Below are 25882 nucleotides of genomic sequence, written 5' to 3' on the forward strand. Positions count from 1 at the left end.
GTGATTCATGTATGAGTCAGGTTGGTTAACTCCATTCTTATGATTACATGTTTAACTTAAATGGGTTTTTGATTGTATCAAGACATTCCGTGATTAGTCATCATGGTTTGTACACAAACCTTTGCGAAATCAGATCCTTAAATCAATCTGATGTAACGAAGATTTAAATTGCGAAACATATATAACGCCTTAGTGGCAACACTGAGGACTTAACGTTATAGGGTCAAGCGAATAAGTGCATGTGGTGGATGCCTTGGCGATTACAGGCGATGAAAGACGTGATAGCCTGCGAAAAGCTACGGGGAGCTGGCAATAAGCTTTGATCCGTAGATATCTGAATGGGGAGACCCGGCCCTTCGGGGTCATCCGAAGCTGAATACATAGGCTTCGTGAAGCGAACTCAGGGAACTGAAACATCTAAGTACCTGAAGGAAAAGAAATCAACCGAGATTCCGTAAGTAGTGGCGAGCGAACACGGAGCAGCCTGTAACTTTTAGCATCATTGTTAACCAAACAGTCTGGAAAGTCTGACCATAGTGGGTGATAGTCCCGTAGGTAAAAACAGTGGTGTGGAACTAGGGTTACGACAAGTAGGGCGGGGCACGAGAAACCTTGTCTGAATATGGGGGGACCATCCTCCAAGGCTAAATACTCGTAATCGACCGATAGTGAACCAGTACCGTGAGGGAAAGGCGAAAAGAACCCCGGAAGGGGAGTGAAATAGATCCTGAAACCGCATGCATACAAACAGTGGGAGCGGACTTGTTCCGTGACTGCGTACCTTTTGTATAATGGGTCAGCGACTTACGTTCAGTAGCGAGCTTAACCGAATAGGGGAGGCGTAGGGAAACCGAGTCTGATAAGGGCGATAGTTGCTGGGCGTAGACCCGAAACCAAGTGATCTATCCATGGCCAGGATGAAGGTTGGGTAAAACCAACTGGAGGTCCGAACCCACTAATGTTGAAAAATTAGGGGATGAGCTGTGGATAGGGGTGAAAGGCTAAACAAACTTGGAAATAGCTGGTTCTCTCCGAAAACTATTTAGGTAGTGCCTCACGTATCACTCTCGGGGGTAGAGCACTGTCATGGCTAGGGGTCTATTGCTGATTACCAAACCATTGCAAACTCCGAATACCGAGAAGTGCGAGCGTGGGAGACAGACATCGGGTGCTAACGTCCGGTGTCAAGAGGGAAACAACCCAGACCGCCGATTAAGGTCCCCAAGACATAGTTAAGTGGAAAACGAAGTGGGAAGGCTAAAACAGTCAGGATGTTGGCTTAGAAGCAGCCATCATTTAAAGAAAGCGTAATAGCTCACTGATCGAGTCGTCCTGCGCGGAAGATGTAACGGGGCTCAAACTATGCACCGAAATCGCGGATATTGAACACTCTATATGGGTGTTGATATGGTAGGAGAGCGTTCTGTAGGCCTGCGAAGGTGTCCTGTGAGGGATGCTGGAGGTATCAGAAGTGCGAATGCTGACATGAGTAGCGATAAAGGGAGTGAAAGGCTCCCTCACCGAAAGCCCAAGGTTTCCTGCGCAACGTTCATCGGCGCAGGGTGAGTCGGCCCCTAAGGCGAGGCAGAAATGCGTAGTCGATGGGAAACAGGTTAATATTCCTGTACCTCAATATAATGCGATGTGGGGACGGAGAAGGTTAGGCAAGCAGTCTGTTGGAATAGGCTGTTCAAGCGTGTAGGGAGATCTCTTAGGCAAATCCGGGAGGTCAATTCTGAGGCGTGATAACGATTGCTCTTTGAGCGAGAAGTTGCTGATACCAAGCTTCCAAGAAAAGCCACTAAGCTTCAGTTATATTGGGACCGTACCGCAAACCGACACAGGTGGGCAGGATGAGAATTCTAAGGTGCTTGAGAGAACTCGGGTGAAGGAACTCGGCAAATTTGCACCGTAACTTCGGGAGAAGGTGCGCCCCGGTAGAGTGTAGGACTTCGCGTCCGAAGCTCGATGGGGTTGCAGTGAAATGGTGGCTGCGACTGTTTATTAAAAACACAGCACTCTGCAAACACGAAAGTGGACGTATAGAGTGTGACGCCTGCCCGGTGCTGGAAGATTAAATGATGGGGTGCAAGCTCTTGATTGAAGTCCCAGTAAACGGCGGCCGTAACTATAACGGTCCTAAGGTAGCGAAATTCCTTGTCGGGTAAGTTCCGACCTGCACGAATGGCGTAACGATGGCCACACTGTCTCCACCCGAGACTCAGCGAAGTTGAAATGTTTGTGAAGATGCAATCTACCCGAGGCTAGACGGAAAGACCCCATGAACCTTTACTGTAGCTTTGCATTGGATTTTGAATAGACCTGTGTAGGATAGCTGGGAGGCTGTGAAGTAGGGACGCCAGTTCTTATGGAGCCAACCTTGAAATACCAGCCTGGTGTGTTTGAGATTCTAACCTAGACCCCTTATCGGGGTTGGGGACCGTGCATGGTAGGCAGTTTGACTGGGGCGGTCTCCTCCCAAATTGTAACGGAGGAGTACGAAGGTATCCTAGGTACGGTCGGACATCGTACTGATAGTGCAATGGCAAAAGGATGCTTAACTGCGAGACTGACAAGTCGAGCAGATACGAAAGTAGGTCATAGTGATCCGGTGGTTCTGTATGGAAGGGCCATCGCTCAACGGATAAAAGGTACTCTGGGGATAACAGGCTGATTCCTCCCAAGAGTTCATATCGACGGGGGAGTTTGGCACCTCGATGTCGGCTCATCACATCCTGGGGCTGTAGCCGGTCCCAAGGGTATGGCTGTTCGCCATTTAAAGTGGTACGTGAGCTGGGTTTAAAACGTCGTGAGACAGTTTGGTCCCTATCTGCCTTGGGCGTTGGAAATTTGAAGGGACCTGCTCCTAGTACGAGAGGACCGGAGTGGACAGATCTCTGGTGTACCGGTTATCACGCCAGTGGTATTGCCGGGTAGCTAAATCTGGAAGAGATAACCGCTGAAAGCATCTAAGCGGGAAACTCGCCTTGAGATAAGATTTCCCTAGGCTTTAAGCCTTCTAAAGAGTCGTTCGAGACCAGGACGTTGATAGGTTGGGTGTGGAAGCGCAGTAATGCGTTAAGCTAACCAATACTAATTGCTCGTGAGGCTTGATCCTATAACATTAAGTAGGGCTGATAAAACGGTCTTATATATGTAACGCAAGTACAATCAAAGACTTACTTTACTTCTTCCAGATAATATTTCTTGAAACCATGTATAATGGCGGCAAGAAACAACAAACATAGTGGTTTGCAGAACATCGCAAACGACTTACCAGTTTGTCTGACGACCATAGCGAGTTGGTCCCACTCCTTCCCATCCCGAACAGGACAGTGAAACGACTCCGCGCCAATGATAGTGTGGATTACCCATGTGAAAGTAGGTCATCGTCAGACTCCTTATAAACACTAAGCCCTCGAAAGAGGGCTTTTGTGTAAAGCAGCACTAAGTACTAACCATTTTGATGATTTATTAAGTCAAAACGGGTCGTTAGCTCAGCTGGTAGAGCAGCGGACTCTTAATCCGTTTGTCGCAGGTTCGATCCCCGCACGACCCACCAAATAAACTAAGCCTTGCATCGATGCAAGGCTTTTTTATTGTCTGTGATGCCACATCATAATACCAAATCACACCCTCTATGCATTTGTCTGATCGCCTGTTGCAAGCCTGAGCCCTTTCAATCAGATGCCTTGCGGCCTGTTCACGCAATTATCTAGCTACTTTGCGCTATAGATATGCGTCTTGAGAAATGTATAATCGGCGCCACTCTCATCACCGTGTTGTTTTATGAAAATTAAAGGCATGATCCTTGCAGCGGGCAAGGGCACCCGTGTTCGACCGTTAACTCAGGATCTGCCCAAGCCGATGATTCCAATTCTCGGCAAGCCGGTGATGGAATATCTGATCGAACATCTGGCGAAGTATAACGTCGATGAAATTATGGTCAATGTGGCCCACAAGCACTGGAAAATCGAAAATTATTTCGACAATGGCAGTCGCTGGGGGGTGCAGATCGGCTATTCATACGAAGGGGTATACGATCACGGCGAGATTACCCCGCAACCGTTAGGCTCTGCCGGCGGTATGCGCAAGATTCAGGATTTTGGCGGATTTTTCGATACCACAACTATCGTGATTTGCGGCGATGCGCTGATTGATCTGGATATCGGTGCGGCAGTTTTCGAACACAAGGCCAAAAAGGCCATGGTCAGCGTAGTGACCCTCGAAGTGCCGAACAGCGAGGTCGGCAACTACGGTGTGGTTGAAACAGATGAGGATGGTCGCATCATCTCCTTTCAGGAAAAGCCTGCACCCGAGCAAGCCCGTTCAAATTTTGCCAGTACCGGGATCTATATTTTCGAGCCCGAGGCGATCAATCTGATTCCGCAGGGCGAGGTCTTCGATATCGGCAGTCAGCTGTTCCCGATGCTGGTCGAAAAGGGCATGCCGTTTTATGCGCAAAAGCGCTTCTTTAACTGGATCGATATCGGTCAGGTGTCGGATTACTGGACGGTGCTGCAGCGCGTGCTCCGGGGAGAATTGCCGCACATGCAAATGCCGGGTACCCAGGTCAAGCCGGGGGTCTGGGTGGGTATCAACACCCGTATCGACTGGGATAACGTGGAAATTTCCGGCCCTGTGTATATCGATTCGGGTGTCTGCATCGAGGCGGGTGCAAAAATCGCCGGCCCGGCGTGGATTTCGCATGGTTCCCATATTTGCCGGGATGCGCAGGTGATACGTAGTATTCTGCTCAATTACACCCGCATCAGCGCCGGCATGATTTTTGATCAGACCATCGTGTCGCCAACATACTATTTCGACCATTGCAGCGGCGAGACTTACTATCTGGGCGATGAAGGCACGGATTTGCGCTGGGGCGATGCGCGGGGACGGCGTTGTACCTGAGGGTTGGTGCCGGACGGTGAGGGCACTGAGTGGTGCGCTCATTTGGGTTAATTCATTGACTAAAATGTCGCTTCGAATCAGAATCCGGCCTTGAGTGGATGTTTATCTTGCACCGGCAGGCAGCAATAGGTGGCTTTGTTCAGGTGCAGGAAATGGATCTCCGCGGTCTCTGGCAAGCCTCTCGCAGGCTTAAACTTTGAAATTATATCTATGAAAATTGCTATCGCCGGTACAGGTTACGTTGGACTTTCCAACGCGATTTTGCTTTCCCAACACAATGAAGTGGTGGCCATCGACATCATCCCCGAAAAGGTTGCGATGCTCAACCGCAAGCAGTCGCCTATCGAAGATGTCGAAATCGAGGATTACTTGCAGCACAGGACACTCAACTTCAGGGCGACGCTCGACAAAGTGGACGCCTATACTGGTGCCGATTATGTGATCATCGCGACGCCCACAGATTACGATCCGGAAACTAACTATTTCAATACAAAATCGATCGAGTCGGTCATCAAAGACGTGACCGCGATCAATCCGCAGGCCGTGATGATCATCAAGTCCACGGTACCGGTGGGGTACACCGCCAAGCTAAAACAAACGACCGGTTGCGAAAACCTGATCTTTTCGCCCGAGTTCTTGCGTGAAGGCCGTGCGCTTCACGACAACCTGTATCCGTCGCGCATCGTCATCGGCGAGCGTTCGAAGCGCGCCGAAATTTTCGCCGGTTTGCTCAAGCAGGGCGCCGTCAAACAGAATATCGACACGCTGTTCACCGACTCTACTGAAGCAGAAGCCATCAAGCTGTTTGCTAATACCTTTCTTGCGATGCGCGTAGCCTATTTCAATGAACTCGATACCTATGCGGCCACACACGGATTGGATAGCAAACAAGTCATTGATGGCGTCTGTCTTGACCCGCGCATAGGTGACCATTACAACAATCCATCATTTGGTTACGGTGGCTACTGCCTGCCTAAAGACACCAAGCAACTGCTGGCTAACTACAACGACGTGCCACAAAACATCATGCAAGCCATTGTGGATAGCAACACCACCCGCAAAGACTTCATTGCCTTCGATATCATCAAACGCAAGCCGAATATCGTCGGCATCCACCGCCTGATCATGAAAGCCGGCTCAGATAACTTCAGGGCATCGAGCATACAAGGCATCATGAAGCGCATCAAGGCTAAGGGAATTGAAGTCATCGTCTATGAGCCCGCGTTGCACGAATCACAGTTTTTCCATTCGCGTGTCGTGAATGATCTGGCGCAATTTAAAAAAGAAGCCGATGTGATCGTCGCTAACCGTATGAGCACCGATTTGTCGGATGTGGAGGCTAAGGTTTATACCCGCGACTTGTTCGGCAGCGATTGATTTTCGCGCGGCGCTACGCTGTCCGGCGGCGTAGCAGGTACCTAGTCCATGAGGTGCTTCGCATTTGAACTTATTCAATCGGTAACGTAACGATGTTTGAGAAATTGCTTCCCCAGGTTGTCGCTATTGCTGTCAAAGCCGGGCAGGCCATCATGGAAATTTACGCCGATCCTGCAAATGTCGTGATGACTAAGGCGGATGATTCGCCGTTGACGCAGGCCGATTTGGCCGCAGATAAGGTCATTAAAGCGGGGCTGGAGAATTTGCAGTTGGGCTGGCCTGTCTTGTCTGAAGAGTCTGCCGAAATACCTTATGAAACGCGTAAAAACTGGCCGTGCTTCTGGCTGGTTGATCCGCTGGATGGCACTAAAGAATTTATCAAGCGTAACGGTGAGTTTACCGTCAATATTGCGCTGATTGAAAACGGCGAACCGGTGCTGGGCGTGGTGTATGCACCCGTGTTGGATGTCTGCTATTTCGCGGCTCGCGGCGTGGGGGCGTTCATTAAACGCGGTGCGCAGGCCTCGCAGCCGGTCGGCGCTAAAGCCGCATTGCCGGGCGAGGTGCTTAAGATCGTCGCCAGCCGCTCGCATGCCGACGAGCGCACTGCCGCACTACTTGTGAAGTTGGGGGAGTACGAGTGCATCAGCATGGGCAGTTCGCTGAAACTGTGTCTGGTCGCCGAAGGTGCCGCGCATCTGTATCCGCGCCTCGGGCCTACCATGGAGTGGGACACAGCCGCGGCTCATGCGGTGGTTGCCTGTGCGGGCGGCCGAGTGTGTGATTGGACGGGAGCAGAATTGAGCTATAACAAGCCAGATTTACATAACCCGGAATTTCTGGTCATCGCCGAACAAGATACCAAATTACTCGCCAAACTTATTGCGTAGAAAAATTATGACGACTACTCCTGTTTCATCCAACGTGGTTTGGCATCAGGCTACCGTGACGCGTCAGCGTCGTGAGCTGCAAAACGCGCATCGCGGCGCGATCATCTGGTTCACCGGTCTGTCCGGCTCGGGTAAATCCACCCTGGCGCATGCCGTTGAAGAGGCGCTGCACCAAAAGGGCTGCCGAACCTTCGTGCTGGATGGGGATAATGTGCGTCACGGTTTGTGTGGCGATTTGGGATTTTCAGATGCAGGGCGGGTGGAAAATATCCGTCGTGTAGGTGAGGTTGCCAAGCTGTTTATGGAAGCTGGCATTATCGTTCTGACGGCTTTCATTTCACCTTACCGGGCGGATCGTGAACGCGTGCGCAGCATGGTTAAGGAAGGCGATTTCATCGAGATTTATTGTGATACCCCGATAGAGGTGTGCGAATCGCGCGATGTGAAGGGGCTGTACAAAAAGGCGCGTGCGGGTCAAATAAAGGAATTCACTGGTATCTCTTCGCCGTACGAAGCGCCGGAAATGCCTGAATTGGCTTTGAATACAGGTACCACTGACCTTCAAGTATGTGTGAATCAGGTGATCGATGATTTGATGAGGGTTGGAATAACTGGTTGATTAATATATATTTTTAATTATATCTTTCGGTTAAAAGTATTTTATTTCACGGGTGGCTTCATCAGATTGAATCTGAGCTGCATATAAGTACGCAAACTTGAATGGAGTTACTGTACAAAAAAATTATGTATAGCAATTCAATTTGTTCAGGCAATGAGCCTTGAAATTAATTTTTTATCCACCTTGCCCGGCGCATTTTATACTCGGGTTATAAAAAATGCAGAGTATGTCTACTTCGGTTGCTGGGATGTCAATGTGAGGCGGGAAGCAATCCAGCACTTTATTGTGCGCCGCACTGCGGCGTGGCCTTACAGTTGAAAAGTGTCCGGTTATATTTCTGGATCGCAACTGCCTTTCGGCAACGCGATAACTAGGGGGCATTGCGAGCCGGACTGTGGCCCGGCAATTCATCATTATGTCTAGTCACAATTCCTTGATATTCTCGGTTCTACAGAATCGTCAGATATATAGGCATTTTGGCATATATGAATCAATTTCCTTTGTCTGTAAACTGTTCCGTTGTTAGAAATATGTGCGCTAAAATCCCGCTAAATTAAATGGATTTAGGCTTATGTTGGCACATCGCAATCACTAGCTTCATTTATCGAAGCGATTTTTTGTATTCCACAGGGGTACAGCAACTTTAAAATAACGCCGCAAGGCCTAAAGTATAAACAACCATGAGCGAATTTCTGTTTACTTCCGAATCTGTATCCGAAGGCCATCCTGACAAAGTGTCAGATCAGATCTCCGATGCCATTCTGGATGCGATTCTAGCGCAAGACCCCTATGCGCGGGTAGCCGCTGAAACGCTGACCAACACCGGCCTCGTGGTTCTGGCAGGCGAAATCACCACCACCGCCAATGTCGATTACATTCAAGTTGCGCGCAACACCATCAAGCGCATCGGCTACGACAACACCGAATACGGCATTGACTACAAGGGTTGTGCGGTACTGGTCGCTTATGACAAGCAAAGCCCGGACATCGCGCAAGGCGTGGATCGTGCGTCCGACGACTTCTTGAATCAAGGCGCGGGCGATCAAGGCCTGATGTTCGGTTACGCTTGCGATGAAACACCGACTTTAATGCCGCTGGCGATTTATCTGGCGCATCAGGTTGTGCAACGTCAGGCGCAATTGCGCCACGACGGTCGTCTGCCGTGGTTGCGTCCGGATGCAAAATCTCAAGTGACCATCCGCTACGTGGACGGCAAACCGCATTCCATCGACACCGTGGTGCTCTCGACTCAGCACGCACCGGATATGACGCTGGAAGCGATCCGCGAAGCGGCCATTGAAGACATCATCATGCCGATGCTGCCGAAAGAATTTATCAAGGGCAACATCAACTTCCTGGTGAATCCGACCGGGCGTTTCGTGGTCGGCGGCCCGCAAGGCGATTGCGGCCTGACCGGCCGCAAGATCATCGTGGATACCTACGGTGGCGCAGCGCCTCACGGTGGCGGTGCATTCTCCGGCAAAGACCCTTCTAAGGTCGATCGCTCGGCCGCCTATGCCGGTCGTTACGTTGCGAAGAATATCGTTGCGGCAGGATTGGCCAGCAAATGTCTGGTGCAAGTCTCCTACGCGATTGGTGTGGCAAAACCGACCAGCGTGATGGTGGACACCTACGGTACCGGAAAAATCGCCGATGACAAATTGACCGAACTGGTGTTGCGTCATTTCGACCTGCGCCCAAAAGGCATCGTGCAGATGCTGGATCTGCTGCGTCCAATCTACGAGAAGACCGCCGCTTACGGTCACTTCGGCCGTGAGGAGCCTGAGTTTACTTGGGAAAACACAGATAAGGCGGCTGCACTCCGTGCAGATGCCGGTCTATAAGTTTTCTCGCGTAGCGACAGATATGTGTTTCGAGTAGGTTTGCCGACTCAACCAGAGCTGTTGCTTTGCGCGCAGGGCTGTAAACCCACCCCGAAATTTTTTTGCAGCGCTATCGCCCCCGGGCGATAGCTCGGGTGTTTTGATGTTGTTTCGCTATCAACAGGTGCATCTGCACCTTCCGCAATATTCTCCTCCTGTCCCCGGTCCGTAGCCTTTGTCTGCTCTATTTTAGCCGGCGGGAGCTGCGCGCAGCTGTTTTTCCGTGCTGCTCACGCACTGAACCCCACCATCAATATTGCTAGCTCCGCTATGTGTTTATCGTTATGTATTTTGATATATGCATTTAGATATATGCATTTAGGTCTATGTATTTAGGCATATTTTAAATTATCTATCAGTTTATTGGCACGTCCATCGCATTTTTAGTGTTGCTGACCCTCGTGGAGAGCGTCTATCTGGTCAATGCGCGCGTGTATATGCAGGAGCAGCTGACCTCGCATGCACAGGATGTGGCCACCTCTCTCGGGCTGGTGCTGCCGCCGGCTTTAGCGGACAAGGACGAATTGCGCGCCGAAATTACCGTCAATGCGGTGTTTGATCGCGGATTTTATCAGTCCATCGTGGTGGTGAACGCTAAGGGCGACAAGCTGATCGAAAAGACGCTGGCGCCGGCACCCGTCGGTGTGCCGGTCTGGTTCACGCGCGTGTTTGCCTTGAATGCGCCGTTTGCCGAGTCCTTGATCAGCAAGGGCTGGCAGCAGTTGGGGCGGGTAGTCGTCACCAGCCATCCAAATTTTGCCTACAAACAGTTGTGGCGCACCACGGTAGAGGCCACTTTGGGCATGCTGCTGCTGTATGTACTGTCTCTATTGGCGGTGCACGCCTTTTTATCGAGAATATTGCGGCCGCTGCATGAGATCGAGCGCGTAGCGCACGCCATCAGCGAGCGCGATTTTCAGCAGATCAAGACCATGCCCGCTGCGCGCGAGTTGAGCCGCGTGGTCAAAGCGATCAATTCGATGTCGGTCAAGCTGTTCGCCATCATCGAGCACGAAGTGCGTCAGGCGACGCGTTATCGCGATGAGTCCAGGCGCGATCTGCTGACCGGTTTGGATAACCGGCGCGGCTTCGAGCAGCACGTGCACGCCCTGCTGGAAAACGGTGCCGACATGGTGTCAGGTTCTATGTTCCTGTTGCAGGTGGCTGATTTCAACGCCTACAACGTCAAAAACGGTTACAAGGACGGCGATGCGTTGCTCAAAGATGTTGCCGCCGGGCTGCGCGGGGTCTGGCCTGATAGCGAGTTGTTGCGTTGCCGCATCAATGGCCCGACTTTTGCCGTGATGGCGTTCAATATCACGCGCGATCAGGCGGTACAGTTGGGCGATGCGCTGTGTGTGGCGCTGGGTACGGCGGTGGGCAATATCGGATCTGAACCGCGCCTGAATTATGGTTGCGGCGGGGTGTATTTCGCCGGGCAAAAGGTCACGCTCAATGCCTTGCTGTCGCAGTGCGACATGGAATTGCTGCAATCCATCTCGCAAGGCGCGGGTTTGAGTCAGCTGCAAAATCTGCGCGACGAGGAAAAAGTCAAAGGCTCGCAATACTGGAAGGAATTGATTCTGGATGCGATTGCGGCCGAGCGCGTGATGTTGCTGGCACAACCCGTGATGTATTTCGGCGGCGAGCTCAAGCTGCAATCGGAAGTGGTCGGGCGTCTGATCAACCCGGAAGGCGAGATGGTGCTCGCCGAGCATTTCATTCCAATGGCCAATCGCTATCAGTTGACGCCGGCCTTCGATCTGTCGGTATTGAAGCGACTGTTCGGGCGCATGCAGGCGTCGGGCGGCGATGAGCTGGTGGCGATCAATTTCTCTATCCATTCGATCCATGATGTGGAGCTGCTCAGCTGGTTGAGCACGGCGATGCACGCGCATCCTGCGGTAGCGCGCCGTCTGGTATTCGAGTTTACCGAATTCGGCATCGTGCAGGACCGGGTCGGTATCGAGAACTTCGTCGCCGATATGCGTAAATTAGGCGGCCAGTTCGCGGTGGATAATTTCGGTCTGCATCATTCGGCTTTTGAGTACCTGCAGCGACTAAAGCCGCTGTATGTGAAGCTGAGTCCTGCCTATATCCGCAATCTGCATGGCAACCTTGAGAATCAGTTCTTCATCTCGTCGGTGGTCAATATTACCCGCTCGCTCGATATTCGCGTGTTCGCGCTGGGCGTCGAGGATGTCAGCGTGCTGCCATTGCTGCAGGAACTGGGGATCGAAGGGTATCAGGGCTATGTGAACGGCGGTATGACGGAGTGGCAGTAGTCGATGTGTGAATTTGTTTCTGGCTGCTGGAGTTTGCCATGTCGCGTAGGGCTATAATCAACTAACTATCGTAGTGGAAACGACAGGCCACGATGACCAGCTCGGAATCAGTGGCGCGATAGACCAGGCGATTCGCATCGTCTATACGCCGCGACCAGTAACCAGATAAATCGCCACGAAGTGGTTCCGGCTTGCCTATGCCGGCGAATGGATCGCGCGCAGCAGCGGTAATCAGCGTATTAACCCGCTTCAGTGTTTTCTTGTCCTGCCCATGCCAATACAGGTAAGCCTCCCATGCGTCCGGCACAAACTGGATGGCGCGCATGACTATTCAATTTCAAGCAGTTGACGTTTCTGTGCCTGGCCTGCTTTGTCTTGCGCTATTGCCTTGGCCAATGCGGCAGAATTTGCCGGGTTGCTTGTCAGGTGCAATGTTTCCATCATGCTGTTGTAACTATCCAGTGACATGACCACCGCATCCCCTTCGGCATCCCTCCGGCTGATTATGGTTACGTCCGCATCCTGAACAACACCATCCAAAACGGATTTGAGTGAATTACGCGCATACGAATAGGTAACAACTTTCATGATGTTCTTACTTGATCAATAAGTTGACCAAGTGTAAGTTGGATGCTTGCGTCTGGCAAGTTAAAAATGCTGCGAACAGGTTTCGGGCTGAAAGCCGGGTTCTGGACATGTGATTTGTTACGTGCGGTGAAGGGCGGGTGGTTCATGCTCCGCAAGCAGCAATATTGTTTACTCAGTACGCGATATTTGCGGTACGGCAAGGACAAGATGGCTTGCCAGGATTTCCTCCTTGAATGCCGCTGGAATGAGTGCCCAATCGACAATTTGTACGATGACGGGCAGGTTGCTTTCTGAAAACGCTTCGATTACATCGTGTAGATGTGTTTGTCTGTGCGTTAAATCATCCGGCTGGCGCGCCACCAGATCGAGATCGCTGGCCTCATAAAAATCGCCGTTCACGCGGCTGCCGTATGCCCATACTTCCGCTTCCGGCAGATGCGTGTGCAATATGTCCTGCACCATCTTCAGATAGGCGGGTGGCAAATGCAGCGATTCAACCTTCATGAGGGGTTGCCCAGTTTGCGTTCCAGTACATCGGCCAGCGCGGCAATATCCTCTTTAGGATAGAAGTACATGATTGACCGCAGTATAAATTAACTCAATGGGGGAGAGCCGTTTTTGGCGCGCGTCACAACATCGTTGCGATCCCGAAGTACGAAAGTGCATGTCGGTATTGCCAGTTAGCACGCTATAATCGGACTGTTGTATTCAAAAGGATTTGCCATGACTATCATTCGCCAGCAGGATTTCATCGACAGCATCGCTGATGCGTTGCAATTCATCTCTTATTACCATCCCGCAGATTTTATTCAGTCGCTGGCACGCGCGTATAACGCCGAGGAATCGGTCGCGGCCAAAGATGCGATGGCGCAGATACTGACTAATTCGCGCATGTGCGCGGCAGGTCATCGCCCCATTTGTCAGGATACCGGTATCGTCGTCGCATTTGTGCGCATCGGTATGCAGGTGCGCTGGGAGGCAGAGCTTGATATCGTCGGCATGGTCAACGAGGGGGTGCGGCGCGCCTACCTGAATCCGGACAATGTGCTGCGCGCCTCCATCGTGTCGGATCCTGCAGGGAGTCGCAAAAATACCCATGACAATACCCCGGCGGTGGTGCACGTCGAGCTGGTGCAGGGCGATAAAGTCGAGGTGCGCATCGCGGCTAAGGGCGGCGGCTCTGAAAACAAGGCGGTGATGAAGATGCTCAATCCGGGCGATGATATCGTCGAATGGGTTTTGAAGAGCGTGGAAAGCATGGGGGCGGGCTGGTGTCCGCCGGGTATGCTGGGGATCGGTATCGGCGGCACGGCAGAAAAGGCGGTGCTGCTGGCCAAGGAATCCCTGATGGAGCCGATGGACATGCATGAACTTAAGGCGCGCGGTGCGCAAAACAGCATCGAAGCGCTGCGCATCGAGTTGTACGACAAAGTTAATGCGCTCGGCATCGGCGCGCAGGGATTGGGCGGCTTAAGTACGGTGATGGATGTCAAAATTCTCGACTATCCGACTCATGCGGCCTCTAAACCGATTGCCATCATCCCCAATTGTGCGGCCACGCGGCACATCCATTTCGAGCTCGATGGGACGGGGCGTGCAGAATTTACGCCGCCAGCCCTGTCTGATTATCCCGATGTGCACTGGCAGCCGGCAAAGGATGCGCTGCGCGTGAATCTCGACACCGTGACGCGCGAGCAAATTAGTCTGTGGCAGCCGGGCGATACCGTGTTACTCTCCGGAAAGTTGCTGACAGGACGCGATGCTGCGCACAAACGCATCGTCGAAATGCTGGCTCGCGGAGAAAAATTGCCCGAGGGCGTGGATTTTAATGGTCGCTTCATTTATTATGTCGGGCCGGTTGATCCTGTCGCCGGTGAAGCGGTGGGTCCTGCGGGTCCTACCACAGCGACGCGGATGGATAAATTCACCGAAACCATGCTGGCACAAACCGGCTTGATGGGGATGGTGGGTAAGGCAGAACGTGGTCCGGTGGCAATTGAGGCGATCAAAAAGCATGCCGCTGTGTCTTTGATTGCGGTAGGCGGCGCAGCTTATTTGGTGTCGAAAGCGATACGCAGTGCCCGTGTTGTCGCCTTTGCCGACTTGGGGATGGAAGCGATCTACGAATTTGATGTGGTGGATATGCCGGTGACGGTGGCGGTCGATACGCAAGGGCGTTCGGTGCATACGACGGGTCCGGCAGAATGGAAGATGCGCATCGGTATGATACCGGTGCGGGAAAGCAAGGTTTAATAAAGTGCGGCGCAAGCCCGCTTGGTAACGAATTGGCGGGTCTCCCCGCATTGCAGGGTAGTGAATCTGGTCAGGTCCGGAAGGAAGCAGCCACAGCTAATTACTGCAAGTGCCGGGGGTAAGGCTCGCCTCCTTATGTATGGCCATTGGAGGGCGCGATGAAGAAGGCAGGTGGATTTCTTTACGCAAAGGTTTTCAGTGGTCGTGTTTTGGCGTGTGACGCGGGCTGCGATAGTCCTCGCGCAGGCCGGTCGTCTTCAGTTGATGCGCGGCAGTTCAGGGTTAAATGTGCGTATTAATTTGAATCAGGTGTTAATCTTTTCTGACGTGGCATAACTTGTCCGATACCTCTGTCCTAGCCCGTAAATGGCGCCCTAAAAATTTCGCGCAACTGGCAGGCCAGGAGCACGTCGTCAGGGCGCTGGGCAACGCGTTGTCGCAAAATCGCCTGCATCACGCCTATCTGTTCACGGGTACGCGCGGGGTGGGGAAAACCACGATTGCGCGTATTTTTGCCAAATCCCTCAATTGTCTGACCGGCATCACGGCGACGCCGTGCGGCGTGTGCAGTGCCTGCACGGAAATCGACAGCGGGCGCTTTGTCGATCTGATTGAGCTTGATGCGGCGTCCAATACGCAGGTCGACAACATGCGCGAGTTGCTGGAGAGCGCGTTGTATGCGCCGACCTCGGCGCGCTTCAAGGTGTATATCATCGACGAAGTGCACATGCTGTCGAAATCTGCCTTCAATGCGATGTTGAAAACGCTCGAAGAGCCGCCCGCGCATGTGAAATTCATACTGGCGACGACCGATCCGCAGAAAATTCCGGTCACCGTGCTGTCGCGCTGTCTGCAGTTCAACTTGAAGCAGTTGCCGCCCGCACTGATCGTCGCGCATTTGCAGCACGTGCTGACGGAGGAACACATTGAATTTGAGCCGGCTGCGCTGAATCTGGTGGCGCGCGCAGCGCAAGGGAGTATGCGCGATGCGTTGAGTCTGACCGATCAGGCGATTGCTTTTTCCTCCGGTAAGCTCGAAGAATCCGCGATGCGCAGCATGCTGGGCGCGATCGATCAGGGATATCTTTTCGAATTGCTGCATGCACTGCACCGGCAAAATGGTGCCGACTTGCTCGGCGTTGCCGAATCGATGGCGACTCGCAGCATTGCGTTCGATGCCGCCTTGCAGGAACTGGCCTCGTTGCTGCACCGCATCGCGCTGGCGCAGACCGTGCCGCAGGCGATTGCAGAGGACGACCCCGAGCGGGGCCGGGTGCTTGAACTTGCCGCGAATTTTACGCCCGAAGAAGTGCAGCTGTTTTATCAAATTGCAATACACGGGCGCGCCGAAATCGAACTGGCTCCGGATGAATATGCCGGATTCAGCATGACGCTGTTGCGCATGCTGGCGTTTGCACCTTCGCGTGTAGCGCTGCCCGTAAAAGGCTTTACGCAAGCTGCCGTTCAGACCGCTCCAGTGGTTCAAGCAGCCCAACCCGTTCAGGTGGTTCAAGCAGCCCAACCCGTTCAGCCTCGTGCGGCTCATGTTGCAGCGCCTGTCGCAACGCCCCCGGCGCCAGTCGTGCCGGCCGCTGTCGCCGTGCCTGTGGTGGATGCACAGATTGCCGTACCCGTTTCAACTGTGGCACCCGTCCGGCATGCGGATGATGCGCCGCCCGACTGGAATTATTTGCTGGGCAGGTTGAATGTGCAGGCGATGGCGCAGCAGTTGGCCAAGCACTGCGTGCTGGATTCGGTGTCCGAGCAGCAGGTTGTGTTGCGGCTGGCGCAGGAGCATAAACATCTGCAGACCAAGATGGCGACGGATAATTTGCAAACGGCGTTAAGCGATTATTTTGCGCGCCCTTTAAAACTATCCGTTGTGTTGGGAAAAGTGGAAGCGGCGACGCCGGCCAAGATCGAGCATCAAACGCGTGAGACGAGGCAGCAGCAGGCGCTCGACTCGGTCGCCTCGGATGCCTTCGTTTCAGGTGCGGTCACTGAGCTGGGTGCCACGGTGGTACCCGAATCAATCAAATATGTTAATCAATAGGAGTTTCGTATGATGAAGGGCGGATTGGGCGGCTTGATGAAACAGGCGCAGCAAATGCAGAAAAATATGCAGCAGGCGCAGGCCGAATTGGCGACCATCGAGGTTGTCGGTCAAGCGGCTTCAGGGCTGGTCAAAGTCACCATGAGTTGTGCGCATGAAGTGCGCCGCGTAGCTCTCGATGACAGCGTGCTGGCGGATAAGGAAATGCTCGAAGATCTGATCGTACTGGCGCTTAACGATGCGGTTAAACAAGTCGCCGCGACGACAGAGCAGCGCATGAGCGGTTTTGGTGCAGGCATGGGCCTGCCGCCCGGGATGAAGCTGCCCTTTTAATGGCGCTTTCGTATCTCGATGAGCTGATTTCCGCGTTGCGCTGTCTGCCGGGCGTAGGACCGAAATCGGCTCAGCGCATGGCCTATCATCTGCTGCAGCGCGACCGCAAGGGGGCGTTGCATTTGGCTACCTCACTGGAACGTGCCGCGGAAAATGTCCAGCATTGCTCGCGCTGCAATAATTTCTCCGAGTTGCCGGTGTGCGGTTTGTGTGCCTCCGCCGCGCGCGACGAGAGTTTGTTGTGCGTTGTGGAGATGCCGGCTGACCAGTTGATGATAGAGCAGACGCAGTGTTTTCGCGGCATGTATTACGTGCTGATGGGCAGGTTGTCGCCCCTCGATGGGATCGGCGCGAAGGAGTTGCAACTGGATAATCTGGTCAGGCGTGTGCAGCAACACCCTTGTGAAGTGATACTGGCGACCAATTTTACCGTGGAGGGCGATGCGACTGCGCATTATTTGGCAACCCTTTTGCAGTCCTTAGGTGTTAAAGTGTCGCGTATTGCGCGTGGTTTGCCGGTTGGCGGCGAACTGGAGCAGGTGGATAGTGGGACATTGGCGCAAGCCGTGCTAGAAAGACGTGAGTTATGATTGAACAGGAAATTGAAGCGGAATACCAACCGGAAGCCGGCGAGAAGTTGCAAAAGGTATTAGCTCAGGCAGGATTCGGTTCGCGCCGTAACATGGAAGAGTGGATTGCTGCGGGGCGCGTCAGCGTGAACGGCGAGCCTGCGACGCTGGGTATGCGCGTTGTGCCGGGCGATCTGGTGAAAACCGAGCGCCGCACCATCCGCGTCGGTGAGCGCGACCACACCGCGCGCGTGTTGTTGTACCACAAGCCGGAAGGCGAAATCGTCAGCCGCGATGATCCGGAAAAGCGCGCGAGCGTGTTCGATAAATTGCCTAAATTGCGCGGCCAGAAATGGATCGCGGTTGGGCGACTGGACTTCAATACCAGCGGGCTGCTGATTTTTACCACCTCAGGTGAATTGGCTAACCGGCTGATGCATCCCCGATTTGAGGTCGAGCGCGAATATGCAGTCCGCGTGCAGGGCTCCATGACCGAGGATCAGATCACGCAAGTGTTAAAAGAAGGTGTCATGCTCGAAGACGGGCCGGTCACGTTTGACAAGCTGGAAGATAACGGCGGTGAAGGCTTCAATCACTGGTACAAGGTGATGTTGAAAGAAGGGCGCAATCGTATCGTGCGGCGTACTTTCGATGCGCTGGCTTTGCCGGTGAGTCGACTGATACGGGTGCGCTTCGGTATAATCAATCTGCCGCCGCGTTTGAAGCGCGGCATGAGTGCCGAACTGGGCGAGGGCGAAATCGCACAAGTGCTGGACTGGGTCGGTATTAGCACCGATGAAGTCGAGCCGCCCGCACCTAAATTTGTCGCGCCTAAGCCGTCTGTGCCGGGGAGAACCCGTAATCCAGGTGGCGGAAATCGTCGTAGCGGCAGCCGTAGCAGCGGGAGTCGTGGTGTTAAGCGTTGAACGTCCGGTTAACGAATTAACCCAGTTACTATTAGTGAATAAAAGCTGAATGGAAGATCGCAGCAATAAAACCATCATTTGCAGCGTGCTGTTTTTGGATATCGTTGAATATTCAAAAAAGGCGGTATCCGGGCAAATTTCTCTGAAGGACAGGTTCAATACCTATCTTTCAGAGGCGATCCATGACGTTCCCGTCAGTGATCGCATCATTCTTGATACGGGTGATGGGGCTGCGGTGAATTTTTTAGGCGATGTCGAGTCTGCGCTGACTGCTGCGCTACGCCTGCGCGCCAGCTTGCTTGCCGAAGATATTGCGATCGATCCTCCTTTGCTGGTGCGTATCGGCATCAACTTAGGCCCGGTCCGTCTGGTGCGGGATATCAATGGTCAGCCCAATATCGTCGGCGATGGCATCAATGTCGCGCAACGCGTGATGGCTTTTGCAGATCCCAGTCAAATTCTGGTGACTCGTTCGTATTTCGATGCCGTATCCCGACTTTCCGATCAATACACCGGGATGTTCCATTATCAGGGGTCGCGTACCGACAAACATGTACGTGAGCATGAGATTTATGCCATCGGCTATCCGGGCGATCAGACCGGCAAGGCAGAGCATTTTACTCCTCCCGCCGCCAGCAGTCGCGTTGGCGCGCTGCTGGACAAGGTTCGTGCGATGGGGCGTACGGTCGCGGTTAAGCCTACCGTCTTGACTGAAAAGTCGGATGCCCGGCAACGGCGGATTTATATCGGTTTGGTCGCTGTGCCTTTGCTGCTTCTGGTCGGGATGTTCGTGCTAATACCCGATAAAAAGGTAGCGCCCCCTCCCGCAGAGGTCGAAATCATGCCGTCTGAGAGTCCTGTTGTTGAGGTTCAGCCTGCGCCGGTAAAAGCATCCGAGGTGGTTGCCGCGACGCCGTTGATGGCTAGTGCGGTTAAAGTAGCCGTCGCACCGCCCAAGACGCACGATGTTAAGCTTGCCGCAAACGACAAATCCAGTTCTAAGGTGCTGGAAAAGCAAAAGTCTGATCTGGCCGCCCTTAAAAAGCAGATTGCCGTTGAACGGAGCGCTGAGCGCGGGCCGGCTAAGAAGAGCGACGATGCCCTCGACGGAAAGCTCGATTCGGTTGCGGAAGCTACGATTTCCGTTGTGTGCAAAGATAAGGATGATGTGCAGCTTTTTGTGGACAGCGCTAACAAGGGGAAAATTTCTTCGGGCCGTTTGTCGGTTACGGTCAAACCCGGCAAGCATAAAATTATCCTGACACATACGAGCTTCGGTATTTATAGTGAGGAAGTGACTATCGAGCCCGGTAAGACTCACAGTTTTAAGCCTAAGGTGTGCAATTAGCAATGCTTAGCCTGACACATAAAATCTCGACTTGCAGGTGGCTGAGATGATACGCCAGTTGGGACGCTATGAAGTGCTCTCAGAGCTGGGGCAGGGGGCGATGGGCGTGGTTTACCGGGCGCGCGACCCGCTGATTGACCGCATTGTCGCGATCAAGACGATCAATCTCGGGCTGGCTCAGGAAGAAAAGGACGAGTACGAGGGGCGTTTCTATCAGGAGGCGCGTGCCGCCGGTCGTCTGAATCATCCGAATATCGTGACCATTTACGATGTGGGCAAAAGCGGCGATATCGCCTATATCGCCATGGAGTTCCTCGAAGGGTGCGAGTTGCGCGATCTGATGCGCGACAACGGCATGTTGCCGGTAGATCAGGTGCTGGATATCGTCGCGCAAGTTGCCGCAGGTTTGGCTTATGCTCACGAGCACGAAATTGTGCATCGTGATATCAAACCATCCAACATCATGGTGATACGCGACGGACATGTGAAAATCACCGATTTCGGCATTGCGCGTATGGCGTCCTCCGCCGTCCGTACTCAGACAGGTATGGTGCTGGGCTCGCCAAAATACATGTCGCCTGAGCAAGTTTTGGGTAAAACCCTCGATCAGCGTTCCGATATTTTTTCTCTGGGCGTGATGTTGTACGAGATGCTGACCGGTGAGTCACCCTTCATGGGTGAGAACGTGAACGCCATCATGTTCCAGACCCTCAATTCGGTGCCCCTGGCCCCCGGCAAACTCAATCCGCGTGTGCCGGATATGCTAAATTTCATCGTGGCGAAAGCGCTGGCTAAAGAACTCGATGACCGTTACCAGAATGCGAAGGATTTTGCGACGGATTTGCGTGCCTGTCGCGATACCTTACCGCGCTCTGAGCAGCCTGTCGAGATACCGCAGGCCAGAAAACTCGCGGGGGTTATGGTCAATGAGCTGCGTCAGGATACCGAGCAGCTAGAGCCGGCTGTCGCCACACTCGGATTGTCACGGGCATTTGATTCGAATGAAGCGACGATGCGACTGGCTGCTTTGACCACGAACGCCGAGGATCTGGACGAGTTGTCGAAAACGCTGAAGATGAGGGCACCTGTTGCGCCCTTAAATAAAGCCCGGCCGGTGATAAAATCCCGTAAGCCTGAATCCGGTGCTAGTTTTAAGCTGCTGGTCATGCTGCTGATCGTGCTGGTATTGCTTGTGCTGATTTATCTCCAACGGTAGTGCTCAGAGCGCCCGTGCTCAAGTCGTTTTCCCTTAAACCGTCCCGAACCTACTCCCTGCTTTTGACGGCGATTCATGTGCTGGCCGTCGTGTCGATTATTTTGACGAATTTACCCGTTTGGGCGTGCGCCGGGCTTACCCTTGCGGTAACGGCCAATCTTATTTGGCAGCAGCGCAACGCGCAGCGCTGGCGCAGTTTTACGCTGGATAAAACACAGCTGCTCGTGAGCGATACTTCAGGTGATGCCCTAGCGGGCGAGCTGTGTGCTTGTACGCTGGTGATACCTTTGTGTGTCGTGTTGTGCGTGAGGCAGGTCGGGCGCAGATTGCCGGTTTGTCAGGTGATCTTTGCTGATGCAATGGTTGCTGACGATTTTCGTGATCTGCGCGTGCGCTTGAGGCTGGACCGTTAGCGGGGGGTCAGGATGGTCGGGCTCGGGACAGCTAGCGTTTCAGGGTAATCGCGGCTGTAATGCAGTCCACGGCTCTCGTGACGAGACAATGCGCTCTGGACGATTAGGTCGGCGTTGGTGACTAGATTGCGCAGCTCCAGCAAATCCGCGCTGATGTGAAAGTTTGCATAGTACTCATCGATCTCTTTTTGCAGCAACTGGACGCGATGCTGCGCGCGCTGCAGGCGTTTGTTGGTGCGTACGATGCCGACATAGTCCCACATGAAGTGGCGCAATTCCGCCCAGTTGTGTGAAATCACGATATGTTCGTCCGCGTCTCTCACCTGACTGTCATCCCATTCGGGTAGTAAGGGTGCCGACTGTTGCGCGCGGCTTAAAATATCTTGTGCGGCGGCATCGGCAAACACCAGGCATTCGAGCAGCGAGTTGCTCGCCAGCCGGTTTGCGCCGTGCAGTCCGCTGTAAGCCGTTTCGCCGATCGCATACAGATTGCTGACATCGGTGCGCGCGCTGAGGTCGGTCACGATGCCGCCGCAGGTGTAATGGGCTGCGGGCACGACGGGAATCGGCTCCTGACTGATGTTGATGCCGAGTTTCAGGCAGCGGGCGAAGATATTGGGGAAGTGTTCCTGCAAAAATTCGACCGATTGATGCGAAATGTCCAGATAGACGCAATCGAAGCCGCCTTTTTTCATTTCGTAGTCTATCGCGCGCGCTACGATGTCGCGCGGTGCCAGTTCTGCGCGCGTGTCGTGTTTGGGCATGAAGCGGGTACCGTCGGGCAGCTTGAGGATGCCGCCTTCGCCGCGTACCGCCTCGCTGATCAGGAATGACTTGGCGTGCGGATGATACAAGCAGGTGGGATGAAACTGGATAAACTCCATATTGGCAATGCGGCAACCGGCGCGCCATGCCATGGCGATGCCATCGCCAGTCGCGGTATCCGGGTTTGTGGTGTAGAGATACACCTTGCCGCTGCCGCCGGTGGCCAGGATGGTATTTTGGGCGCTGATGGTGACAATTTCGTCCGTTGCCGTGTTCAGCGCATAGGCGCCGTAGCAGCGGTTATCTGATAATCCCAGCTTTTTTCCGGTGATAAGATCCACCGACATATACGCTTCGAGCACGGTGATATTGGGGTGTTTGAGGACTTTTTCGATCAGCGTTTTTTGTACGGCATGTCCGGTTGCGTCAGCAGCATGGAAGATGCGCCGCCTGTCGTGTCCGCCTTCGCGCGTCAGGTGATAGCCCGTATCGCTCGTGTTGTCACGGGTAAAAGGCACGCCCTGCTGTATCAGCCATTCGATTGAACGCTTGCCGTGTTCGACGACGTAACGGGTCGCGGCTTCGTCGCACAGGCCGGCGCCGGCCAGCAAGGTGTCCTGAGTGTGCGCTTCCTGAGTGTCTTCCCCTGATAAAACGGCGGCAATTCCGCCTTGCGCCCAGCCGCTCGCGCCGTCAAGCAGTGCTCTTTTGGTAATCAGACCGATTTTTTGCCTGTCGGCAAGTTTGAGTGCCAGAGTCAGACCCGCGAGGCCGCTGCCGATAATCAGAGTGTCAAATTGAAGCAATTGGGTTCTCGTCCATTTCAATTGACGAACTATAGCAAACTGTCGCATAGAAAGAATATGATTTATTTTTGCCGGCCGAATTGCTGCGATTGTGTGGCAGGCTGACGAGTGTGCCCTAGAGCGGTTATACTGTGCGCTGTGGCATGCTTTGTGCTATTTCAATCGGAATTGTCAGGGATGGGTGATCGGGAAGTTGATCAGCAGTTGGTCGAGCGCGTGCAGCGCGGGGATAAGCACGCCTTCGATCTGTTGGTTGCAAAATATCAGCGCAAACTGGGGCGCCTTATTTTGCGCTTTGTGCGTGATACCGGCGAGGCGGAGGATGTCACGCAGGAGGCTTTTATTAAGGCCTATCGTGCGTTGCCCGGGTTTCGCGGCGACAGCGCGTTTTACACCTGGCTGTATCGCATCGGTATCAACACGGCTAAAAATTATCTGCTGGCGAATAAGCGCCGCGCCCCCACCAGTACGCCTTTCGATGCTGAAGAAGCCGAATCATTTGAGGATGCCGGACTGTTGCATGAAATAAGTACGCCTGAAAATGAACTCATGAGCAAACAGGTTGTCAGTGTCGTGCAAGCAGCGTTGCAACAGTTGCCGGAAGATCTGCGCAGTGCGCTCACCTTAAGAGAAATCGAGGGGTTGAGCTACGAAGAAATAGCTGGCGTGATGAACTGCCCTGTCGGCACGGTGCGATCAAGAATTTTCAGAGCACGTGAAGCGGTTGCTGAGAAGCTGCGCCCGTTGTTGGAAACCAGTCAAGATAATAGGTGGTAATGATGAAACATGAAATTTCGGCTCTGATGGATGGCGAGTTGTTCGAAGACGAAGCAGATAGCGTGTTGGGACAGATTAAACGCGAGCCTGCGGCTCAAAGCGATTGGGCTGTTTATCATATGATCGGTGATGTGCTGCGTCAGCCGGAATATGTTCATCGCGACATCAGCGCCATCGTGCGTGAACGCTTGCAGAATGAACCCACCATTTTGGCGCCGCGCAGTCGGGCGCTCAAGCAAAAGGCGCGCGTGTTTGCGCTGTCGGCGGCCGCTTCCTTGCTGGCTGTCGGCGTTGTGTCATGGATGTCTTTGCAAATCAGTCCTGAAACTGCGCCGCAGATGGCGATGCAACAGTCAAATATCCGCCCTGTCAATATGCAGATCCAACCCAAGTCTAATGATTATCTGATGGCGCATCAGGAGTTCTCTCCCAGTAACGACATGAATGGCGGTGCGTCGTATATACGCACGGTTACTTTTAGTCCTGAGGAAAAGTCGCAATGAAAGTATGGGCAGGCTTGTTAGGTCTGTGTCTGGCAGCCGGAATGGCTGATGCCGCATCTATTCCCGAGTGGTTGAAAACGGCTGCTTTTGCAGGTCATCAGACCAATTACAGCGGTGTGTTCGTTTATCAATATGGTAACCATGTTGAGACATCTCGAATATCGCATGTCGTAGAAACCGACAGCGAGTATGAAAAGCTGGAGAGTCTGGATGGTCCCAAGCGCGAAATTATTCGCCATCACGGGCAAGTCTGGTGTTATCAAAATCATAAAATGGTACAGGTAGATAGTCAGCAGGCCGGGCGTTTTCCGTTTCTGCTGCCGGATCAATTAGCGGCACTGAATGAAAATTATCAGGCTAAAGAGCTCGGCACGGACCGGGTGGCGGGTTACAACGCGCAGGTCGTCTTGTATCAGCCTCGGGATAGTCTGCGTTACGCCCATAAGATTTGGGTACATACCGAGTCCGGATTGCTGCTCAAATCGGCTGTGTTGAATGAAAAAAATCAGGTTGTCGAACAATACGCATTTACCGAGCTGAAAATCGGCGGTGACATTGACCGAAGTTGGGTGGTCAGCAGTGCTGCGCTGCCGGGATTTGGTCGCAATAAACCCGTGCAGAGCAAGCCCGTCGTTAACAGCGGTTGGGTTGTCGATGCGCTGCCGGGCGGTTTTAAGAAGACGATGGAAATCATGCGCCCGATGCGGGGTAAGCATGCGCCGGTGTCGCAGCTGGTCTTTTCGGATGGGCTGAGTGCGATTTCGGTGTTTATTGAGCCTGCCGATGCCGACGAGGATGATAACGAGGGCCTCACCAGTCGGGGCGCGGTCAACCTGTATCACAAGGTCGTGGATAAGCATTTGTACAATGTGGTGGGCGAAGTGCCCCCCCGTGCGGTGATGCAGGTGCTGGACTCTATTCGTTTTAACGGTAATAAATAATGCTGGAAACCCGGGCTGTGGTGGTGCGAAAAGAGGCTGGGGTGACGCTGGTGCGGGCCGACGGTGCCAGCGGGTGTTCGGTATGCGAGGGGAAAGGGTGCGGCTCGAGCAAGGTGACGCAGCTGTTTTGCAATAAACCCCGTGAATTTCAAGTAGAGAACCGGATTAATGCCGCGGTCGGTGACGAGGTGATTGTCGCCACGGTTGACGGTACGGTTTTGCGTGGCATCAGTCTCGTATATCTGCTGCCATTGGCCTTGATGTTTGCTGCTGCAACGCTTGCCAGTGTCTGGTCGGGCGGGCAGGATGGTTATGTCGCAGCGGGTGCCTTGTCTGGGGTGGTCGCGGGGTTTGCGATTGCCAAATGGATTTCAATTCGTCCGTCGCGTCAGCAGCCTTATATCACCCGTTTATTTATCGAGTGAG

The 25882-nt window shown here is 53.4% G+C and carries 22 protein-coding genes, 1 tRNA gene, 2 rRNA genes and 1 other RNA gene; 22 read left to right on the forward strand and 4 right to left on the reverse strand.

The genetic code is table 11. The annotated features are described in order from the left end of the window. Positions 1 to 221: 221 nt before the first annotated feature. The 9 genes from GALF_RS05835 to GALF_RS05875 all read left to right on the forward strand — a co-directional run bounded on the left by GALF_RS05835 (position 222) and on the right by GALF_RS05875 (position 11965). Positions 222 to 3118, forward strand: a 23S ribosomal RNA gene (locus GALF_RS05835). A 166-nt stretch (positions 3119 to 3284) separates the two neighbouring features. Beyond that, positions 3285 to 3398, forward strand: a 5S ribosomal RNA gene (gene rrf, locus GALF_RS05840). A gap of 88 nt (positions 3399 to 3486) precedes the next feature. Then, positions 3487 to 3562: transfer RNA gene (locus tag GALF_RS05845), tRNA-Lys, on the forward strand. 227 nt (positions 3563 to 3789) lie between these two features. Beyond that, complete coding sequence (locus tag GALF_RS05850) at positions 3790 to 4911, forward strand: sugar phosphate nucleotidyltransferase (protein ID WP_013293132.1); 1122 nt, start codon at positions 3790 to 3792, stop codon at positions 4909 to 4911. Positions 4912 to 5121: 210 nt separating this feature from the next. Continuing rightward, positions 5122 to 6288 carry a nucleotide sugar dehydrogenase gene (locus tag GALF_RS05855; RefSeq protein WP_013293133.1) on the forward strand — a complete coding sequence of 389 codons (1167 nt, stop codon included), beginning with the start codon at positions 5122 to 5124 and terminating at the stop codon, positions 6286 to 6288. Between the two features lie 92 nt (positions 6289 to 6380). Beyond that, complete coding sequence (gene cysQ, locus GALF_RS05860; protein ID WP_013293134.1) at positions 6381 to 7178, forward strand: 3'(2'),5'-bisphosphate nucleotidase CysQ; 798 nt, start codon at positions 6381 to 6383, stop codon at positions 7176 to 7178. 7 nt (positions 7179 to 7185) lie between these two features. Then, positions 7186 to 7797, forward strand: a complete 612-nt coding sequence (gene cysC / locus GALF_RS05865) for an adenylyl-sulfate kinase (protein ID WP_013293135.1) — start codon at positions 7186 to 7188, stop codon at positions 7795 to 7797. 680 nt (positions 7798 to 8477) lie between these two features. Next, entirely contained in the window at positions 8478 to 9641 is a 1164-nt protein-coding gene (metK, locus tag GALF_RS05870; RefSeq protein WP_013293137.1) for a methionine adenosyltransferase, read from the forward strand. Between the two features lie 425 nt (positions 9642 to 10066). Next, complete coding sequence (locus tag GALF_RS05875) at positions 10067 to 11965, forward strand: bifunctional diguanylate cyclase/phosphodiesterase (RefSeq protein WP_013293138.1); 1899 nt, start codon at positions 10067 to 10069, stop codon at positions 11963 to 11965. Between the two features lie 61 nt (positions 11966 to 12026). Here GALF_RS05875 and GALF_RS05880 read toward each other — a convergent pair whose 3' ends face one another. From GALF_RS05880 to GALF_RS05890, 3 genes are all read right to left on the reverse strand, one after another. After that, entirely contained in the window at positions 12027 to 12290 is a 264-nt protein-coding gene (locus GALF_RS05880) for a Txe/YoeB family addiction module toxin (RefSeq protein WP_013293139.1), read from the reverse strand. Between the two features lie 2 nt (positions 12291 to 12292). Beyond that, entirely contained in the window at positions 12293 to 12553 is a 261-nt protein-coding gene (locus GALF_RS05885; RefSeq protein ID WP_013293140.1) for a type II toxin-antitoxin system Phd/YefM family antitoxin, read from the reverse strand. A gap of 168 nt (positions 12554 to 12721) precedes the next feature. Beyond that, entirely contained in the window at positions 12722 to 13057 is a 336-nt protein-coding gene (locus tag GALF_RS05890) for a nucleotidyltransferase family protein (RefSeq protein WP_013293141.1), read from the reverse strand. A 219-nt stretch (positions 13058 to 13276) separates the two neighbouring features. Here GALF_RS05890 and GALF_RS05895 point away from each other — a divergent pair, with 219 nt between their 5' ends. The 9 genes from GALF_RS05895 to GALF_RS05930 all read left to right on the forward strand — a co-directional run bounded on the left by GALF_RS05895 (position 13277) and on the right by GALF_RS05930 (position 21664). Continuing rightward, positions 13277 to 14806, forward strand: coding sequence for a fumarate hydratase (locus GALF_RS05895; RefSeq protein ID WP_013293142.1), 1530 nt, complete (start codon positions 13277 to 13279; stop codon positions 14804 to 14806). A gap of 34 nt (positions 14807 to 14840) precedes the next feature. Further along, positions 14841 to 14939, forward strand: an RNA gene (gene ffs / locus GALF_RS15180) — signal recognition particle sRNA small type. A 204-nt stretch (positions 14940 to 15143) separates the two neighbouring features. Continuing rightward, positions 15144 to 16859 (forward strand): DNA polymerase III subunit gamma/tau, encoded by a 1716-nt coding sequence (gene dnaX, locus GALF_RS05900; RefSeq protein ID WP_013293143.1) that lies wholly within the window; start codon positions 15144 to 15146, stop codon positions 16857 to 16859. A 9-nt stretch (positions 16860 to 16868) separates the two neighbouring features. Beyond that, complete coding sequence (locus GALF_RS05905) at positions 16869 to 17192, forward strand: YbaB/EbfC family nucleoid-associated protein (protein WP_041937993.1); 324 nt, start codon at positions 16869 to 16871, stop codon at positions 17190 to 17192. Continuing rightward, a complete protein-coding gene (gene recR, locus GALF_RS05910) occupies positions 17192 to 17782 on the forward strand; it encodes a recombination mediator RecR (protein ID WP_013293145.1) in 591 nt (196 codons plus the stop codon). Before GALF_RS05905 ends, recR begins: the two co-directional genes overlap by 1 nt. Continuing rightward, positions 17779 to 18687: a 23S rRNA pseudouridine(2605) synthase RluB gene (gene rluB / locus GALF_RS05915; RefSeq protein WP_013293146.1), complete on the forward strand. Its 909-nt coding sequence runs from the start codon at positions 17779 to 17781 to the stop codon at positions 18685 to 18687. The genes recR and rluB overlap by 4 nt, the downstream gene beginning before the upstream one ends. Positions 18688 to 18736: 49 nt before the next feature. Then, the gene (locus tag GALF_RS05920) at positions 18737 to 20035 is read left to right on the forward strand and encodes an adenylate/guanylate cyclase domain-containing protein (RefSeq protein WP_013293147.1); all 1299 of its coding nucleotides are present in this window, start codon (positions 18737 to 18739) and stop codon (positions 20033 to 20035) included. 46 nt (positions 20036 to 20081) lie between these two features. Next, entirely contained in the window at positions 20082 to 21251 is a 1170-nt protein-coding gene (locus GALF_RS05925) for a serine/threonine-protein kinase (RefSeq protein WP_013293148.1), read from the forward strand. A 14-nt stretch (positions 21252 to 21265) separates the two neighbouring features. Further along, the gene (locus tag GALF_RS05930) at positions 21266 to 21664 is read left to right on the forward strand and encodes a protein YgfX (RefSeq protein WP_013293149.1); all 399 of its coding nucleotides are present in this window, start codon (positions 21266 to 21268) and stop codon (positions 21662 to 21664) included. On the opposite strand, the gene nadB is transcribed toward GALF_RS05930, so the two are convergent. Beyond that, the gene (nadB, locus tag GALF_RS05935; protein WP_013293150.1) at positions 21661 to 23235 is read right to left on the reverse strand and encodes an L-aspartate oxidase; all 1575 of its coding nucleotides are present in this window, start codon (positions 23233 to 23235) and stop codon (positions 21661 to 21663) included. The two genes, GALF_RS05930 and nadB, sit on opposite strands and share 4 nt — an antisense overlap. Before the next feature lie 177 nt (positions 23236 to 23412). Here nadB and rpoE point away from each other — a divergent pair, with 177 nt between their 5' ends. The 4 genes from rpoE to GALF_RS14895 are packed head-to-tail and all read left to right on the forward strand — an operon-like array spanning position 23413 to position 25881. Then, positions 23413 to 24012 (forward strand): RNA polymerase sigma factor RpoE, encoded by a 600-nt coding sequence (rpoE, locus tag GALF_RS05940; RefSeq protein ID WP_013293151.1) that lies wholly within the window; start codon positions 23413 to 23415, stop codon positions 24010 to 24012. Then, positions 24012 to 24515, forward strand: a complete 504-nt coding sequence (locus tag GALF_RS05945; protein ID WP_013293152.1) for a sigma-E factor negative regulatory protein — start codon at positions 24012 to 24014, stop codon at positions 24513 to 24515. Before rpoE ends, GALF_RS05945 begins: the two co-directional genes overlap by 1 nt. Then, complete coding sequence (locus GALF_RS05950) at positions 24512 to 25456, forward strand: MucB/RseB C-terminal domain-containing protein (RefSeq protein WP_013293153.1); 945 nt, start codon at positions 24512 to 24514, stop codon at positions 25454 to 25456. Before GALF_RS05945 ends, GALF_RS05950 begins: the two co-directional genes overlap by 4 nt. Then, the gene (locus GALF_RS14895; RefSeq protein ID WP_013293154.1) at positions 25456 to 25881 is read left to right on the forward strand and encodes a SoxR reducing system RseC family protein; all 426 of its coding nucleotides are present in this window, start codon (positions 25456 to 25458) and stop codon (positions 25879 to 25881) included. The genes GALF_RS05950 and GALF_RS14895 overlap by 1 nt, the downstream gene beginning before the upstream one ends. Position 25882: the final 1 nt, after the last annotated feature.

Source organism: Gallionella capsiferriformans ES-2, from assembly GCF_000145255.1.
Lineage (GTDB): Bacteria > Pseudomonadota > Gammaproteobacteria > Burkholderiales > Gallionellaceae > Gallionella > Gallionella capsiferriformans.

What these genes read in the sequence shown, in the direction of transcription:
- GALF_RS05880 (WP_013293139.1), bottom strand. Translation starts at nt 12,290, where the DNA reads ATGCGCGCCATCCAGTTTGTGCCGGACGCATGGGAGGCTTACCTGTAT.
- cysC (WP_013293135.1), top strand. Translation starts at nt 7,186, where the DNA reads ATGACGACTACTCCTGTTTCATCCAACGTGGTTTGGCATCAGGCTACC.
- cysQ (WP_013293134.1), top strand. Translation starts at nt 6,381, where the DNA reads ATGTTTGAGAAATTGCTTCCCCAGGTTGTCGCTATTGCTGTCAAAGCC.
- GALF_RS05890 (WP_013293141.1), bottom strand. Translation starts at nt 13,057, where the DNA reads ATGAAGGTTGAATCGCTGCATTTGCCACCCGCCTATCTGAAGATGGTG.
- GALF_RS05905 (WP_041937993.1), top strand. Translation starts at nt 16,869, where the DNA reads ATGATGAAGGGCGGATTGGGCGGCTTGATGAAACAGGCGCAGCAAATG.
- recR (WP_013293145.1), top strand. Translation starts at nt 17,192, where the DNA reads ATGGCGCTTTCGTATCTCGATGAGCTGATTTCCGCGTTGCGCTGTCTG.
- GALF_RS05925 (WP_013293148.1), top strand. Translation starts at nt 20,082, where the DNA reads ATGATACGCCAGTTGGGACGCTATGAAGTGCTCTCAGAGCTGGGGCAG.
- metK (WP_013293137.1), top strand. Translation starts at nt 8,478, where the DNA reads ATGAGCGAATTTCTGTTTACTTCCGAATCTGTATCCGAAGGCCATCCT.
- GALF_RS05945 (WP_013293152.1), top strand. Translation starts at nt 24,012, where the DNA reads ATGATGAAACATGAAATTTCGGCTCTGATGGATGGCGAGTTGTTCGAA.
- rpoE (WP_013293151.1), top strand. Translation starts at nt 23,413, where the DNA reads ATGGGTGATCGGGAAGTTGATCAGCAGTTGGTCGAGCGCGTGCAGCGC.
- GALF_RS05950 (WP_013293153.1), top strand. Translation starts at nt 24,512, where the DNA reads ATGAAAGTATGGGCAGGCTTGTTAGGTCTGTGTCTGGCAGCCGGAATG.
- GALF_RS05855 (WP_013293133.1), top strand. Translation starts at nt 5,122, where the DNA reads ATGAAAATTGCTATCGCCGGTACAGGTTACGTTGGACTTTCCAACGCG.
- GALF_RS05920 (WP_013293147.1), top strand. Translation starts at nt 18,737, where the DNA reads ATGGAAGATCGCAGCAATAAAACCATCATTTGCAGCGTGCTGTTTTTG.
- GALF_RS05895 (WP_013293142.1), top strand. Translation starts at nt 13,277, where the DNA reads ATGACTATCATTCGCCAGCAGGATTTCATCGACAGCATCGCTGATGCG.
- GALF_RS14895 (WP_013293154.1), top strand. Translation starts at nt 25,456, where the DNA reads ATGCTGGAAACCCGGGCTGTGGTGGTGCGAAAAGAGGCTGGGGTGACG.
- rluB (WP_013293146.1), top strand. Translation starts at nt 17,779, where the DNA reads ATGATTGAACAGGAAATTGAAGCGGAATACCAACCGGAAGCCGGCGAG.
- GALF_RS05850 (WP_013293132.1), top strand. Translation starts at nt 3,790, where the DNA reads ATGAAAATTAAAGGCATGATCCTTGCAGCGGGCAAGGGCACCCGTGTT.
- GALF_RS05885 (WP_013293140.1), bottom strand. Translation starts at nt 12,553, where the DNA reads ATGAAAGTTGTTACCTATTCGTATGCGCGTAATTCACTCAAATCCGTT.